Annotated in this window: 14 protein-coding genes; 7 read left to right on the top strand and 7 right to left on the bottom strand. The window is 38.5% G+C overall.

The features are described from left to right. Positions 1-79 precede the first annotated feature (79 nt). Positions 80-1,729 (top strand): chemotaxis protein, encoded by a 1,650-nt coding sequence (locus DCO44_RS12205; RefSeq protein WP_116762271.1) that lies wholly within the window; start codon positions 80-82, stop codon positions 1,727-1,729. Next, positions 1,729-2,502 carry an NAD(+) diphosphatase gene (gene nudC, locus DCO44_RS12200; protein WP_116762269.1) on the top strand — a complete coding sequence of 258 codons (774 nt, stop codon included), beginning with the start codon at positions 1,729-1,731 and terminating at the stop codon, positions 2,500-2,502. Before DCO44_RS12205 ends, nudC begins: the two co-directional genes overlap by 1 nt. Here nudC and DCO44_RS12195 read toward each other — a convergent pair. The 3 genes from DCO44_RS12195 to DCO44_RS12185 are packed head-to-tail and all read right to left on the bottom strand — an operon-like array spanning position 2,491 to position 4,561. After that, complete coding sequence (locus DCO44_RS12195) at positions 2,491-3,375, bottom strand: alpha/beta hydrolase (RefSeq protein ID WP_116762267.1); 885 nt, start codon at positions 3,373-3,375, stop codon at positions 2,491-2,493. The genes nudC and DCO44_RS12195 overlap by 12 nt on opposite strands. Beyond that, positions 3,365-4,060, bottom strand: coding sequence for a BON domain-containing protein (locus DCO44_RS12190; RefSeq protein WP_116762265.1), 696 nt, complete (start codon positions 4,058-4,060; stop codon positions 3,365-3,367). Before DCO44_RS12190 ends, DCO44_RS12195 begins: the two co-directional genes overlap by 11 nt. 60 nt (positions 4,061-4,120) lie before the next feature. Further along, complete coding sequence (locus tag DCO44_RS12185) at positions 4,121-4,561, bottom strand: YraN family protein (RefSeq protein WP_116762263.1); 441 nt, start codon at positions 4,559-4,561, stop codon at positions 4,121-4,123. A 342-nt stretch (positions 4,562-4,903) separates the two neighbouring features. Between DCO44_RS12185 and rsmI the strand changes: the two genes are divergently transcribed. Then, entirely contained in the window at positions 4,904-5,740 is an 837-nt protein-coding gene (gene rsmI / locus DCO44_RS12180) for a 16S rRNA (cytidine(1402)-2'-O)-methyltransferase (RefSeq protein WP_116762261.1), read from the top strand. 66 nt (positions 5,741-5,806) lie between these two features. On the opposite strand, the gene DCO44_RS12175 is transcribed toward rsmI, so the two are convergent. From DCO44_RS12175 to DCO44_RS12160, 4 genes are all read right to left on the bottom strand, one after another. Beyond that, positions 5,807-6,055, bottom strand: a complete 249-nt coding sequence (locus DCO44_RS12175) for a hypothetical protein (protein WP_116762259.1) — start codon at positions 6,053-6,055, stop codon at positions 5,807-5,809. A gap of 174 nt (positions 6,056-6,229) precedes the next feature. Next, positions 6,230-7,462, bottom strand: coding sequence for an FAD-dependent monooxygenase (locus tag DCO44_RS12170; RefSeq protein ID WP_116762257.1), 1,233 nt, complete (start codon positions 7,460-7,462; stop codon positions 6,230-6,232). Then, complete coding sequence (ubiH, locus tag DCO44_RS12165) at positions 7,459-8,667, bottom strand: 2-octaprenyl-6-methoxyphenyl hydroxylase (protein WP_116762255.1); 1,209 nt, start codon at positions 8,665-8,667, stop codon at positions 7,459-7,461. The genes DCO44_RS12170 and ubiH overlap by 4 nt, the downstream gene beginning before the upstream one ends. Positions 8,668-9,085: 418 nt before the next feature. Next, entirely contained in the window at positions 9,086-9,724 is a 639-nt protein-coding gene (locus DCO44_RS12160; RefSeq protein WP_116762253.1) for a LysE family translocator, read from the bottom strand. 116 nt (positions 9,725-9,840) lie between these two features. Between DCO44_RS12160 and DCO44_RS12155 the strand changes: the two genes are divergently transcribed. The 4 genes from DCO44_RS12155 (at position 9,841) to DCO44_RS12140 (ending at position 13,929) form a co-directional block, all read left to right on the top strand. Then, the gene (locus tag DCO44_RS12155) at positions 9,841-10,806 is read left to right on the top strand and encodes a GlxA family transcriptional regulator (protein ID WP_116762352.1); all 966 of its coding nucleotides are present in this window, start codon (positions 9,841-9,843) and stop codon (positions 10,804-10,806) included. A 392-nt stretch (positions 10,807-11,198) separates the two neighbouring features. Beyond that, a complete protein-coding gene (locus DCO44_RS12150; RefSeq protein WP_116762251.1) occupies positions 11,199-12,191 on the top strand; it encodes a DUF1852 domain-containing protein in 993 nt (330 codons plus the stop codon). A gap of 36 nt (positions 12,192-12,227) precedes the next feature. Then, complete coding sequence (locus DCO44_RS12145; protein ID WP_116762249.1) at positions 12,228-13,274, top strand: methionine synthase; 1,047 nt, start codon at positions 12,228-12,230, stop codon at positions 13,272-13,274. Positions 13,275-13,437: 163 nt separating this feature from the next. Beyond that, entirely contained in the window at positions 13,438-13,929 is a 492-nt protein-coding gene (locus DCO44_RS12140; protein ID WP_116762247.1) for a flavin reductase, read from the top strand. Positions 13,930-14,727 lie beyond the last annotated feature (798 nt).

Raw genomic sequence — 14,727 nt, 5'->3', positions numbered from 1 at the left:
AGTTATAGTTAAATACAAGAAATAACGCTCTAACTCAGCCAAACATAAACAGATAATACACTAGGAAAGGTGCAGATAAATGTCTTACCAAACCTCTATTCATTTTGATCCTACGGCCTTACTGATAATAAAAAATGAGGTTGATAACTCGATCAAGTTAGTTGAGTCTGCCGTCAGTACCTTAGCAGAGGATCATACTCTACCGTTTGGTATTGATGATGCGCTGAATCAATTTGAACAATGTGCTCAAGTTTTAGTCTTAATTGATATGCCAAACTTAGGACAAATTGCTCAATACGCTGCTGAACTCATGCGCAAGATTATGGCGAATCCTGAAAATATCAACACACAGGATGTAATCGCGCTCAGTGAAGGCACGACCATGCTAAAACGCTATATTGAGTTTATCTGCCTGCGTGAAGTCAAAATTCCTCAATTTCTACTCGATACTTTAAATCGCTTAGAACTGGCTCTGGGTAAACCACTGACGCATGAAGGTCAGCATCTTGAACCACTGCTGAACTGTATAGAACCAAACTTCCAGTTACCTCATATTCCGACCCTAGAAAAGTCCGAGTATGTGCACCGCTTATATAAACTTGCCTTGAACAAATTGCTCCAGCAGCAAGAAACAGAACTCGATTTGCAAGCAATTCGCATTGTGGGCACTTATTTAGCAGGTTTAGCTAACCAATTACCAAGTCAACAATACTGGGGACTGGTTCATGTGGCATTTAATCAAATTGATAATCTGCTGTTCACAGATGCGCGTTTACGTAGCCTGATTGATATAGAACGTAATATGGCTGCTTTTTTCCAAGCACCAGAAAACTTCAATGCGAGCCTGAACGATTTATCCAATATTCTCAGTTTATGTATTAGCCAAGAAGATGAGACAGCTCAAAGCATCCGTGACCAGTTAAATATTGGGGAAGATGCCTTAACAGACACTCAACTCCAAGTGTTTAGTCGTCATCTTTATGGTCCAGATTTCAATACCATGCACACGATTAGCGAACTTGTGACCAGTGAAATGGCACAAATCCGCAATGAAATTGAATATAACTACCAAACCATGTCGCCTGAAAAAACGCAAGAATTACAGGCGAAAATTAAGGAATTGGCCAATATATTCAAAGTCTTGAATTTGAATGAAGCATATCAAGACTTATCACGTCAGGTTGAAGTACTGAATCAAAGTGATGTGTTAAAAGACGAAAACTTTGCTCAACAATTAATGAAAAGCATTTTATCTGCCATGAATTCGATTGGGGTATTAGAACGTCACCATACTTCAAATCGCTTACAACATCGTGTGAATAACTTAAATGTTTCTCTAGATCGTCTAGATGAAGCCCATGATGCTTTACTGAATGAAACCAAAATATTGGTTGATCACGCTGCTACTGCGTTAGTTCAGTATCTTCAAGATCAATTCTTGGGTGCATTAGGCAATCTGTCTACACAACTGAGTGAAATCAGCGGTGCTTTACTCTTCCTGAATGCCAGTGAAGGTCAGCAAGCATTAAAAAATGCTGCGCAATTTGTGCAACAAAAAATTGAAGCTTCAAGCAGTATTTCTGAACAAGAAATCAACTACATTTTAGATACTCTAGCGAGTGCCGAAATGATGATTGATAATTTGAAGAATAAACAGCCTGTATTGCATTCGATGTTTGATGTAGCATTGAGCAGCAGTCAAAAACTTAATGCCGAAGTAGTCGCCTAATGTCAGAATTATCACTTGCCTATATTTTTCATCAACAACAACTACTGGTTGATGAACATCTACAACTGCCTAAAGTTGAGAGCTTGGCAAGTGATCTACACTTACATACGGGCAATACTGTAATTGCCCGTGATCTACAAGCCCATGAAAATATTCCGAGTGGACTACAATTGGTGCCCATTCGACAACTTTTGACTCAATGGACCACCAAACAGTTTGAACAAGCCAGTCGTGCCATGCAGCTATTAGAATGGCGTCGCAACCATAAGTTCTGTAGTCATTGCGGACATGAAACACAGGTTCATGCAACTGAATATGCCATGATCTGCCCTGCTTGCCATTATCATCAATATCCACGGGTGCAACCTTGTGTTATTACGGTAATTACACGCGGGGAAGATGAAATTCTTTTAGCGAAAAATGCCAAAAATACCAACAATATGTATGGTTTGATTGCAGGGTTTGTTGAAGTTGGTGAAACTCTAGAAGATGCAGTACGTCGTGAAACTGAAGAAGAAGTCGGTTTAAAACTCAAAAATATTCAATATTTAGCGAGCCAACCTTGGCCCTTCCCAAGTAATTTAATGATTGCCTTCCGTGCTGAATATTCAGCAGGCGATATTCAATTACAAGAAGAAGAAATCAGTGATGCGCAATTTTTCAAATTTAACCAACTCCCTCAGATTCCCTTCAAAGGAAGTATTGCACATGCCATGATTATGCATGTGACGCAAGGACACCCAGTTGCCGATGACACGCATCTATGGCTTTAAGGCTTCCTCAAGCGAAATCAAAATCTGTTCTTTAGTTTCAAAATAACGGTTAAATAAACTGGATACCGATCCCATCACAGTAATGTGACCTGTACGTGGGATCACAATCATTTTGCTGTGATTGCCTTTTTCTTTCAGTACTCGGTCAAAATCTTCAGTATTATTATGTCCCACAATCTGGTCATTTTCTGCCATCAGCAAATAATGCTTAATGCTATTCGATGCCACAAAATAATATGGCATGACCTGCTGAAAAGGAACACTTTGATCAAATGCCTCGGCACACAGCGGATCCCCTTTATAATCAAAATGATATGGACCTGCTACCCCAATAATGGCACGGATTTGCACACGACATTGCAATTCATACTGCTGCGGATGATACACCGCCGACATGACATTAAATGCACCCGCAGAATGCCCCATAAGTACAACATTGTCGGTGCGAATAGCCAGCTTTTGCTGATGCAGACTCAAAAAGTTGATTGCAAGGGTTAAATCGTCTACATAGCTCGGGAAAATGTACTGTGGCGCAAGATGATAGTTGATTACTGCCACGTCATAACCTTCACGGGCAAAAGCTTCACCCACAAAGCGGTATGAACTTTTATCGCCATGCGTCCAAGCACCGCCATGCACAAAGATAATTAAAGGTTGATTCAACTGTGGTTTATGCGTTTTGAATAAATCGAGACGATGACGTGCCTTTAAACCATACGCAATATTTTCATGCAGTGTATATCCCTCACGCGGTGTGAGTTGATTTAATGCATAACTACCAACATCGTAGATGCGAAAGTCTCGAATAAAATCTTTCGCATTACCCACGGTGTCATTTAACTGTTTAATCCAATATTCGGATTTATTGAACATTCGTCGGTTCTACCTGATCTGGGTCAATAGCTACAGGCGTTTGAACTTCAGGCTGCGCATTGCTTGCGACTGGGCTTACAAAACTAGAATTTATCGACTTCTGTCCTTGATCGACATTATCAACCAATGTCACGATTTTAGTTACATTACCCACTTGCTGTAACACGTTGTTTAAATCATTGATTTCAGCATTATTCAAACGCCCCATCACGTACAACACACCATCCTCTGTATGTACACGGACTTTACTATCAGCCACCACTGGTGCTTTCATAATCAAGCCACGAGTATTTGCTGTTGCAGAAGCATCCTGCATGATGGTGTTATATCCAATTTTATCACCCACGGTAATAAAATTATGCACATTTTTTACGTCACTCATCGCACGGACATTGTCTTCAGCCAGTTGTTTTAAATGCTGATCTGGGACTTGCCCTGTCAATAAAACATTACCATAAAAACTTTCAATATTGATGCGCGACTGTTTAAAACGAGAATCTAATTTATATAAATTAATGTTCGCTGTACGTTCAATTGAGGAATCAATAAATACCTGACCAAGTGAGCGTACCCCACTTTCAGTTCCAACGGGTGCAGTCCCTGTACCACCTGAAATAAAACTCGCACAGCCCGATAAACTTAGACCTGCGACACAAAGCACTGTCATTGCAATACGATTCAACACTCAGCAAGACTCCTCACTTATTTCATTCATTTTTTTATAACATTAATGCTTTCTGTTCCTTCAAAGATTAATGAACTCTGAATCAAAAGTAAAAGCATTTTCTATCCATTGCAGATCATAAGTGAAACTTGAAAAGTCATACTGTACTGTTTTTGCAAATTGTTGATAGAAATCAAAACAAATTACATCAAATCGACAATAGAACTGCTGAAATTCAGGATATTCATTTAGAAAATACAACGCTGTTTTGATGAGTTTGCGCTGTTTTGAAAGTGACACCACTTCATTGGCATGTGCATAACGGGTCAAAGCACGTGCCTTCACTTCAACCAAAAGTAATTCTTCGCCGTGTTGCACCACCAAATCTAGCTCACCATATCGGCTATGATAATTTCTTTGCACAAGCTGAAAGCCCTGCTGTTGCAAAAGGATTAAAGCTTGTTGTTCTGCCCAATCCCCCAAAGCTTGTGATGTTGTTTTAAGCTTCAATTTTTCTTCCATTCAGTAAAACCCACTCATTTCTTGTTGTAATGCAATGAATACCAAGATTTTTTATATATGTTTATTCTAGTGCAAGCATAGATCTAATCTCAAATACACTTCGTAAATTTAGTAAATGCAAACTTTTAAATTTTAATCATTTTTTTAAATACACTCATCGGCAACGTTATATCACACCTTAAGCGCATATTTTATCTAGTAGCCCTATAGAATCTAATTCGCGTCTGAGCAGTGGATTCAGGTAGAATGCAAGTATTCTCACGCGTTTTGGGACCCTAACTCCCATATCACTTACATCGCGTCATTCTTTTCTTAATTCTATTTTTGGCATGGAGACTTCACATGAGTGCTCAGTTATTTGTTGTAGCAACCCCTATCGGGCACTTAGATGATATGACTTTTCGCGCCATTGAAACCCTAAAATCAGTGAGCATTATTGCAGCCGAAGATACACGTACATCGGCACAATTACTCAAGCATTTTAATATTTCAACACCGCTAACTGCCTGCCACGACCACAATGAAAGCAACAAAATTGATATGTTAGTGCAACGTCTGTTAAAAGGCGAAAATATGGCATTGATTAGTGATGCAGGCACCCCTTTAATTAGTGATCCTGGGTTCAAACTGGTCCGTGCAGCCCAAGAACATGGCATTCGTGTGATTCCAGTTCCGGGTGCATGTGCCGCAATTGCTGCCTTAAGTAGCGTGGGTTTGCCAAGTGACCGTTTTAGTTTCGAAGGTTTTTTATCCTCTAAAGCTTCACAACGTTTATTGCAACTTGAAAAGTTGAAAGACGAAACTCAAACTCTAATTTTTTACGAAGCACCTCATCGAATTTTAGAATCTGTAAAAAACATGGCTGAAGTATTTGGTGCAGACCGCCCAGTAGGTTTTGCTCGAGAAATTACCAAAACCTTTGAAACCATTCGCAAAATGACTTTGGGTGAATTGGTTCAATTTATTGAGTCTGACCATAACCAACAAAAAGGTGAAATCGTGTTGGTGGTGGGTGGTGCAACCCAGGAAAAAGACATGGAACAAGAGAAATTAGACCAACTTCTCACACGTCTTTTACAGGATTTATCAGTCAAAGCGGCATCACAACTGGCTGCGGACTTAACTGGCATTAAGAAAAAAGTGGCTTATCAACGTGCCTTAGAGTTGACTGCACAGTAAAACTGAAGCTTGAGTGCTGAACAAATAAAAAAACCACTCTCATGAGTGGTTTTTTATACTGCTAGGTTAGTCGTGTGCAGACTCATCTGGTGGAACTTCAGTAATACGTCCACCACGCGCCAAGAATGCAGCCACTTCATCCTCTAAAGCTTCACGTTGCTTTTTCTTTGCAGTCACGGTTAATGTTTCTGCCTCAGCAAGATCACCATCAGAAGCACCTTCTACGTCATCTGATGCACCTTTTTCGGCAGCCTTTGCTTCATCCTCATCTACAACTGAGTCTTCCGCATCATCATAATCATTCATATCCGTCATCTTAATCTCCCCGCAATGACTTCCAAATACTTCGTTTCGAATCGATTTCGAATTACGATGAAATTTATCAATCTAAATCACTTTCGCATAGTACTTAATGCAAAAAAATCGTATCTTTTTTAATCAAATTCGTAATCAGATTTAACTAAATGCCTAAAAATTATCTGTTTAAACCTAATTTGCATAACGGGTATTTTTTAATGCCTGCAAACCGTTGGCCTGCATCATAAAAGCATCTTTTAATACGGGCTGTTGTTCAACTTGTTTTAAGCCAAAATTACGCGCCCAAATAATGGGGGAAAAGTCTGTAGTTTCTAACCAGCCAATTGCCGACATGCTATGCATCATGGCGTCATTTTGACCTTTACGACAATGTTCATAACGCTGCAACGTTTGCTCATGTGCCCACACCCCACGCGAGAAATCATGCAATAGGGCATCACACAGTACCGCAGCATCTAAACAACCAATATTCACCCCTTGCCCTGCCAAAGGATGAATCACATGTGCCGCATCTCCAATCAAAGCCAGCCCTGAAGTCACATACTGCTGTGCAGCTCGTGCTTTCAACGGAAACATCGCCCGCGGTGTCGCTTCTAACACCTCACCCAACATATGCTGACTTTCACGTGTCAGCAGTAGTAAAAAGGCAGAGTCATCCAGTGCAGTATATTCCTCGGCATAGTCATCGGGCAAAGTCCAGACTATGGACTGCCAATGACCATCTTGCTCTGGTTTTAAGCTTGCCATCGGTAAAAATGCCAAAGGACCCGTTTCTAAGAAAATTTGACGGGCGACATGTTGATGCGGCTGTGCGGTACGGATGGCACAAGTCACGCCTGCCTGACGATAATCCAATACATCCAGATCAATAAATGCCTGTTCGCGCACAAAAGAGTTGGCACCATCGGCACCGATCACCAATTTAGTGGTTAATTGTGTGCCATCCGCTAGATGAATATGCCAAACACCAACACCACGTTCTACACGCGTGACTTTGACTTGCGTTCGATAGTCTTTGACTTCACTCAACATACGTTTTTGAATGGCTAAATTCAAAATACTTGGCTCGACCATTGAACCTAAGGCTTGCTCGGCTGATGGAGCTTTTTCGCTAGCATGTCCAAAATTAATTTCACCATAGCCATTTTTATTCCAGACCTGCATACCACTATAGGGCATCTGGCGTGCCAATAACTCCCAAACATTTACCGTCTTGAGCAAATGAATGGTCGCTTGGCTCAGCGCCAAGACACGTGGATTGGCAACTGCTAAAACCTTGCCCTCATCCAAAATTGGTGCCGCATCTAAAACCGTGGCTTGTACACCACCTTGAGCCAGCAACAAGGCGGTCAATCCGCCAACTAAACCACCACCAACAATCACGACATCTAAAACTTGGCTCATGCTTTTAGTCCCATTGCGTAAGTGGCCACCAATGGTTTAATACCTGGAATTAAATCAAAGGCGATGAGTCCTGTATTACGTAATAATTTCAGCATCGGATTTTGATTGCTAAAACCTCGTACCACACTGTCACAGAACTTAATTACACGTTGCTGATCTTTTAAACGGGCTTGTTCATATTCAAGTAACATGCTTGGCTCACCGAGGTCAGCACCTGCACTCTGTTGCGCTTCTAAATAGCGCAGCAATACATAAGCATCACGCATACACAGGTTAAATCCTTGTCCTGCAACAGGATGAATGGTATGTGCCGCATTACCCATCAGCACGACACGCCCTACTGCCTGCTTTTCTGCTAAAACTTGTGACAATGGATAACTAAAACGCTTACCTGTTTTCTGGAATTTACCTGCACGGTCACCATAGGTTTGCTGCAAAGCATCCAAGAAATGTTGATCATTTTCTTCCCCCAACCACTCTTGCTCTGTGCCCTTTTTCACTGGCCAAACTACTGAACGACGGTATTCACCCGGTAAAGGCAACAATGCCAATGGCCCAAGAGGACTAAAACGCTCAAAGCCAATATGTTGATGCGGTTTCGAAGTTTGTACGGTGGTGACAATCGCAACTTGGTCATAATCATGCTCAGATACACCAATACCCAAAGCTTGACGACAGAACGAATCTCGACCATCGGCCGCAATCACCAACTTGGCTTGTAGTTGCAACTGTTCTTCACCACGGAGTGCTTCAATATAAGCATGTTCTGCATCTTGGGTAAGTGAGGTGACCTGCACACCATCAATCAATTCAATCAATGGCTGTTGGCGAACTTGAGTCAGTAACACACGTCCTAACCACGCATTTTCAATGACTTGCCCAAAGCTTTCGACTTTTTCTTGCTCTGCCAATAAACGCGCCTTACCAAAGCTGCCTTCTTCGGTAATATGCACTTGTAAAATTGGTGTTGCATGTTGTTGCAAGGCATCCCATAAACCCAGTTCTTGATAAATTTGCACGCTACGGCGCGATAAAGCGCTGTTTCGTGCATCGAAACTGTAATGGTAAGGTGCAAGATTGATGTCATCATAATTTGGGTATTTGATGGCTTCGAGCAGTTTCACTGCAATATTTGCTTTCGCCAACATGAGTGCCAGACTCAGCCCAACCATTCCACCACCGACAATGACGACTTCTTGCTGCATGCTTGTATCCTTTTTATGGCGTATTCGAAGGAAGAAACCTCAAAATACCTATAAGTTTTAATGGATTTTATATTACATCAAAGCGTTTTATTTTTATAATGAAATGGATGCTTTTACGTACTATCAAGGTAAAGGGTCCTACCATGATTTTGAGAATGAACGTTGTGTCTATTCAGTAAAAATTTATTTAAAGCACTATTTAAGGTAGCTTATCAAACTTATGGAACTTTGACTGAATTGTAATCGTGAAACGTGAATAATCATGAAAAAGACCAATCGGTGAGGATTGGGTTTACACACTAAGACATAAGAGTTTGAATTATAAAAGCTAATTATAAAAATTTCGTATGACGTGTACTATGTTAATTTTAGATAAACTTAATAATTAAGAGTTCGCCAATAACTAAAAATAATCTTATTAAATCATAGTAATAGAAGGTAATTTGAATGCATTATTTAAAATTAGTATCGCAAACATAGTCAGTATTACGGCACTTATTTTCTCAACAACTTTAATGTGGTTAGATAAAAAATTTCTGGCACACTTCCCAATTAAGATAAAAGTACATTCGGCACATCCCTCAATAACAATAAAAGTAATGACTATCAATAATATAGTTGATAAATACAGTGTATTTACAGGAAATACAGCTGGCACGAATGCAATCCAGAATAAAATGATCTTGGGATTCGATATAGCAAGACTGAAACCTTTACGCATGTGAGTATTAAAACATAGATCCGTTGTATTACCTGGCTGCTCAATAAAGTGAGTACTGTTCCGGAAAAGATCCAATGAAGTCTTGAATAAATAAATTGCTCCTAGCAACGATAAAATGAAAATGCCTATTGGAAAATCAAAAATAAAATTAGCTACTCCTAATACCGCTATAGTAATGAGCAATGAAAATCCCAGTAAACTACCAATTACTACAGCTATCCCTGACTTAGTACCATTTCGAACAGACGTAGTGAGTGCCAAAACTGCATTTGGTCCGGGACAAAATGACATAGCACAGCAAGCAATAAATAGTAGAAACCATGTTTGTATGTTCATTAATTTTTCTTCTCAATAAATAAAATAAATTTTACGTGTGATATTTTTATTATTTGCTAACATATTTAGACATAAATGGTATTCATCTAGACATTATGACTAACATTAAGTTGCGCATGACTCTTCTACTTCTCCATGAGTTCACGCTTCTTCCGTATGCAGGATTTGTTGATAAACTTAGATTTTCAGCAGATGAAGAAGACTACAGCCAACAAAAATTAATTGAATGGGATAGTTTTTCAATTGATGACGAATATATTCAATCAAGCAGTGGGACTATACATAAAACAAAAATTTTGACCTTAGAAACTATAAAAAATACGGATTTTTTAGTCATTTTTGGAGGAAGAAATATTGATGCAATGCTTGAAATTTCAGGAGCTCTTAAACCGTTCATAAGAGCCTGTCTTTATAATCAAGTTCACATAGTGGGCATTGATAACTCAATCTTTCCTCTTGCACTTTTAGGAATTTTCAATAATGAGAAAGTTGCTGTTCATTGGAGACACCATGACCAGTTCTGCGATATGTTTCCTAAATTATCGCTTGCATCAGATTTATTATTTTATAGTAAAAATAAACTATCAAGCTGTGTAGGGGGAACCGCTGCTATCGATATGGCTGTTAGCTTATTAAGTCCTTATGTTGGAAAAGCTCGAGCAGTAAAAGGATTGGCAGACATGTTAATTGAAAAACATCGAAGTAATCAGGATCTAGCTGATATTTCTGATGTCCCTATTGTAAATGATCCAATTTTACATCGTGCACTACTACTAATTAATGAATCGATTTCTTGTAAACAAACTATAGAAGCGATTTCCAAACAAGTAGGGATAAGTAGAAGGCAGCTAGATAGAAAGATGATTTCTCAGTTTAACGTATCAGCTTCTACTTATCAGACTAATAGACGAATCGAACAAGCTAAGTGGTTACTGATAAATACATCCCAAAGTATTTCATCTATCGCAGAACTTGTTGGTTTTGAAAATTTAAATTATTTTCGTAAGGCTTTTAAAAAAAGATTTCAAATAACGCCTTTTGCATGTCGTTCTGCTATCAGGAAAAATGATTTAGTAGAGTAAAATTAAATATATTTGAAGGATCTAATACAAAAACAAATTGGTATGAAAAATTTCTGTATTTATGACATTTCAACATCTATTTAATATAATGGTCGCCACACGAAATAAACCCATATATTCAATTAAATATCAATTACTTAAAAATTTAAACACCACTAAAAACTCACAAAATACTAACGTTGAAACAACTCGATAGTTTACTCCTAGTTTTTATATTCTCGCGCAAAACTAATGCGAAAACACGCCTATTTTAATGTGGCTTAAACCTCAAACATGAATTTTACTCACTTTAGGTTGAGACTAAATCATTTTTATTCATGTTGTGATTGCGGTATAAATTACACCATTCAAGCAATTTAGATTTAATCTCAAAAATTAGGATGACCATCACCATGAGTAAAGAGTTTGCATGTTCAATCAAACGCATTCGTTTTGATGAAAACTATCAACCAGCAGATAGCACACGCCTAACGACTAACTTTGCTAACCTAGCACGTGGTGAAAGCCGTGAGCAGAATCTACGTAATACGCTTCGAATGATTAATAATCGTTTCAATGCCTTAGCACAAACAGATAACCCGAATGGTGATCGTTATTCGCTTGAAATTGATATTATTTCTGCGGATTTAGATATTGAAGGCAATGGTCAAACCTTCCCAATTATTGAAATGCTGAAAAGCACCATTACCGATCATCATACCAATCAGCGTATTGAAGGCATGATTGGCAATAGCTTCTCATCTTATGTACGTGACTACGATTTTAGTGTGGTACTGAAAGAACATAATCAAGAGAACTCAACTTCGTATGCACCAGAAGGTTTCGGTGATTTACACGGCAAGCTTTATCAATATTTAGTAAATTCAGATACTTTTAAGGCTGAGTTTAATCAACAGCCTGTCATTTGCTTAAGTGTTTCAACAGCACGTACTTATCACCGTACGACCAATGAGCATCCAATTTTGGGTGTTGAATACAAGCAAGATCAATACTCACGTACCGATGAATATTTCCATAAGATGGGCTTACAGGTTCGCTTCTTTATGCCGAAAGGTAGCGTTGCACCTTTAGCATTCTATTTTGCAGGTGATTTACTGCGTGATTACACTGATTTTGAACTGATCAGTGCGATTAGCACCATGGAAACATTCCAAAAAATTTATCGCCCTGAAATTTACAATGCAAATTCATCAGCGGCACAAGTTTATAAAGCAAGTTTAGAGTACCCAGATTATTCATTGACGCGAATTGTCTATGACCGAGTTGAACGTGGTCAGCTCGCAGTCAAACAAGGTAAATGGACTGAAGAAAACTTTATCAAGCCTTATCAAAACATCCTTGAGCAATGGGCTGCCAATTACAACGTAGAGCGTAACGCTGCTTAATTTAACTGAAATAGAATATTGAAATAGAGATTTAAAATGGCAATTTTATTACCCACATCAACTGCTGGCAGCTTACCAAAACCTTCTTGGCTTGCAGAACCAGAAAAACTTTGGTCACCTTGGAAACTTGAAGGTGAGCAACTAATCGAAGCCAAACAAGATGCTTTACGTCTGTCATTGCAAGAACAACTCCATGCAGGCATTGATATTGTCAGCGATGGTGAACAGACTCGCCAACATTTTGTCACCACCTTTATTGAACATCTAGATGGCGTAGATTTTGAGAAGCGCGAAACAGTTCGCATCCGTAATCGCTATGATGCCAGTGTGCCATCTGTAGTGGGTGCAGTTTCTCGTCAAAAGCCAGTGTTTGTTGAAGATGCTAAATTCTTACGCAGCCAAACCACCCAACCAATTAAATGGGCACTTCCTGGCCCAATGACTATGATTGATACGCTGTATGATGGTCACTACAAAAGCCGTGAAAAACTGGCTTGGGAATTTGCCAAAATCTTAAACCAAGAAGCCTTAGAACTTGAAGCTGCTGGTGTTGATATCATTCAGTTTGATGAGCCTGCATTTAATGTGTTCTTTGATGAAGTGAATGATTGGGGTGTGGCAACTTTAGAGCGTGCTCTTGAAGGTTTAAAGTGTGAAACTGCGGTGCATATTTGCTATGGTTACGGCATTAAAGCCAATACCGACTGGAAAAAAACGTTAGGTTCAGAATGGCGTCAGTACGAAGAAGCGTTCCCTAAACTACAAAAATCGAAGATTGATATTGTTTCACTTGAATGTCAAAACTCACATGTGCCAATGGATCTTATTGAACTGATTCGTGGTAAAAAAGTCATGGTGGGTGCGATTGATGTTGCAACCAACACCATTGAAACACCAGAAGAAGTTGCCAATACATTGCGTAAAGCGCTTCAGTTTGTTGATGCAGATAAACTTTATCCTTCAACCAACTGTGGTATGGCGCCTTTGGCACGTGAAGTGGCACGCGGTAAACTGAATGCTTTAAGTGCAGGTGCTGAAATCATTCGTAAAGAACTTTCGACTTCATACGCATCTATCGCATGATGTGAAAGAGCTACGCATTAGATAAAATGGGTAGCTCTTATCTCAGTAAAAAGTATGCGTCAGCGCTCCCCCAGAATACCTTCTAATCCAGTGGTTATATAACCGAATTGCGTGATATAGCCCAATTTAAACAAAATGTACGGTTCAATTTAGGAATAAAGTGATGATTGAAGCAACAGACTTTAGAAATGCTATGTCTTCGTTAACCAGCGCAGTAAGTGTTGTGACCACGGCAGGTATGTCTGATCGTCATGGTTTCACTGCATCTGCCGTATGTAGCGTTACCGATACTCCCCCAACTTTATTGGTCTGTATGAATAAAGCTTCTCGATCACATGAGCATTTTATCGAAAATAAGATTTTAACGGTAAATGTTTTAGGTGCACAGCATGAGCATATTTCTAACGTATTCTCCTCTAAACTGAGTTCAGAAGAACGTTTTAAGCACGGGATTTGGAAAGAGTTGGAAACAGGCGCACCAGTATTAGAAGATGCTTTGGTCAATTTTGATTGTGAAATTGATCAAATTCAGGAAGTGGGTACACATACCATTTTTATCTGCCGTATTGTTGCGATTCAACAAAGTCAACATGAGCAAAGTTTAGTTTATTTTAATCGAGCTTATCATCAAGTTGGGCAGACAGAAATCGCTTAAATAATAGTTTCTTCGATAGAATATATCTCGAAGAAAAACAATCCCAAAAATAAAAAAAGCCAATCATAAGATTGGCTTTCATTATTCTATACTCTTCTGATTAAGCCTATTTCGTCAAGATAGCCTTTCTTGAAAACTCCGCATATGAATACATTAATTTGGAAAAATTTGATTTAAGAATTCTGGGCACATCATCATTTAATAAAATGGCGATTGCGCGGATTTTTTTTGATTGATTCTAAAATCATAAAATGTAGAAAAAAGACACAGTATTATTAGTAGAGTTATTGAAAAAAAATCCTTAGTAATAAAAAATACAATGCAAAATCCCAGCATAATATTACATCTAATTAACTGTTTTTTAATCACTTTATGTAGTATAAAAATACCTAATACTACAATAGTAATAAAAAAATATTCATAAGGTAGAAGCACAATAAGCCAGATACAAATTTGTATTAGATCAAATTGATCTAATACTCGTTTAGGTTTATTAAAATTGAGAAAAATAAGGTATAAAAATAATGGAAAAACAAACAATAGTGGAAGTATAAAAACAATAAACCCAATTCCAATTATGCTTAGAAAAATTGAACAAACACCTAATATATAACGAAATACTGGTAAAAATTGTTCTATATTATTTTGTCTAAAAATAGATTGCATTTTTGTTGACTCTCATCAAGATTCTAGGGCGTGTCCTCATTTGAAAAATAGATTTTAAAGACTTAATATAATCTTTCAAATTCCTTATATTTCTATATATTTCAATGGCACGTACCCTTTTAACAGATGATA

The organism is Acinetobacter sp. AM (genome assembly GCF_003105055.1).
Lineage (GTDB): Bacteria > Pseudomonadota > Gammaproteobacteria > Pseudomonadales > Moraxellaceae > Acinetobacter > Acinetobacter tibetensis.
The sequence above is the reverse complement of the archived record's forward strand: the minus strand, read 5'-3'. Positions and strand labels throughout refer to the sequence as shown.

Coding starts and splice junctions, on each gene's coding strand:
- DCO44_RS12205 (WP_116762271.1), top strand. CDS start 80: ATGTCTTACCAAACCTCTATTCATTTTGATCCTACGGCCTTACTGATA.
- nudC (WP_116762269.1), top strand. CDS start 1,729: ATGTCAGAATTATCACTTGCCTATATTTTTCATCAACAACAACTACTG.
- DCO44_RS12195 (WP_116762267.1), bottom strand. CDS start 3,375: ATGTTCAATAAATCCGAATATTGGATTAAACAGTTAAATGACACCGTG.
- DCO44_RS12185 (WP_116762263.1), bottom strand. CDS start 4,561: ATGGAAGAAAAATTGAAGCTTAAAACAACATCACAAGCTTTGGGGGAT.
- rsmI (WP_116762261.1), top strand. CDS start 4,904: ATGAGTGCTCAGTTATTTGTTGTAGCAACCCCTATCGGGCACTTAGAT.
- DCO44_RS12175 (WP_116762259.1), bottom strand. CDS start 6,055: ATGACGGATATGAATGATTATGATGATGCGGAAGACTCAGTTGTAGAT.
- DCO44_RS12170 (WP_116762257.1), bottom strand. CDS start 7,462: ATGAGCCAAGTTTTAGATGTCGTGATTGTTGGTGGTGGTTTAGTTGGC.
- ubiH (WP_116762255.1), bottom strand. CDS start 8,667: ATGCAGCAAGAAGTCGTCATTGTCGGTGGTGGAATGGTTGGGCTGAGT.
- DCO44_RS12160 (WP_116762253.1), bottom strand. CDS start 9,724: ATGAACATACAAACATGGTTTCTACTATTTATTGCTTGCTGTGCTATG.
- DCO44_RS12155 (WP_116762352.1), top strand. CDS start 9,841: ATGACTCTTCTACTTCTCCATGAGTTCACGCTTCTTCCGTATGCAGGA.
- DCO44_RS12150 (WP_116762251.1), top strand. CDS start 11,199: ATGAGTAAAGAGTTTGCATGTTCAATCAAACGCATTCGTTTTGATGAA.
- DCO44_RS12145 (WP_116762249.1), top strand. CDS start 12,228: ATGGCAATTTTATTACCCACATCAACTGCTGGCAGCTTACCAAAACCT.
- DCO44_RS12140 (WP_116762247.1), top strand. CDS start 13,438: ATGATTGAAGCAACAGACTTTAGAAATGCTATGTCTTCGTTAACCAGC.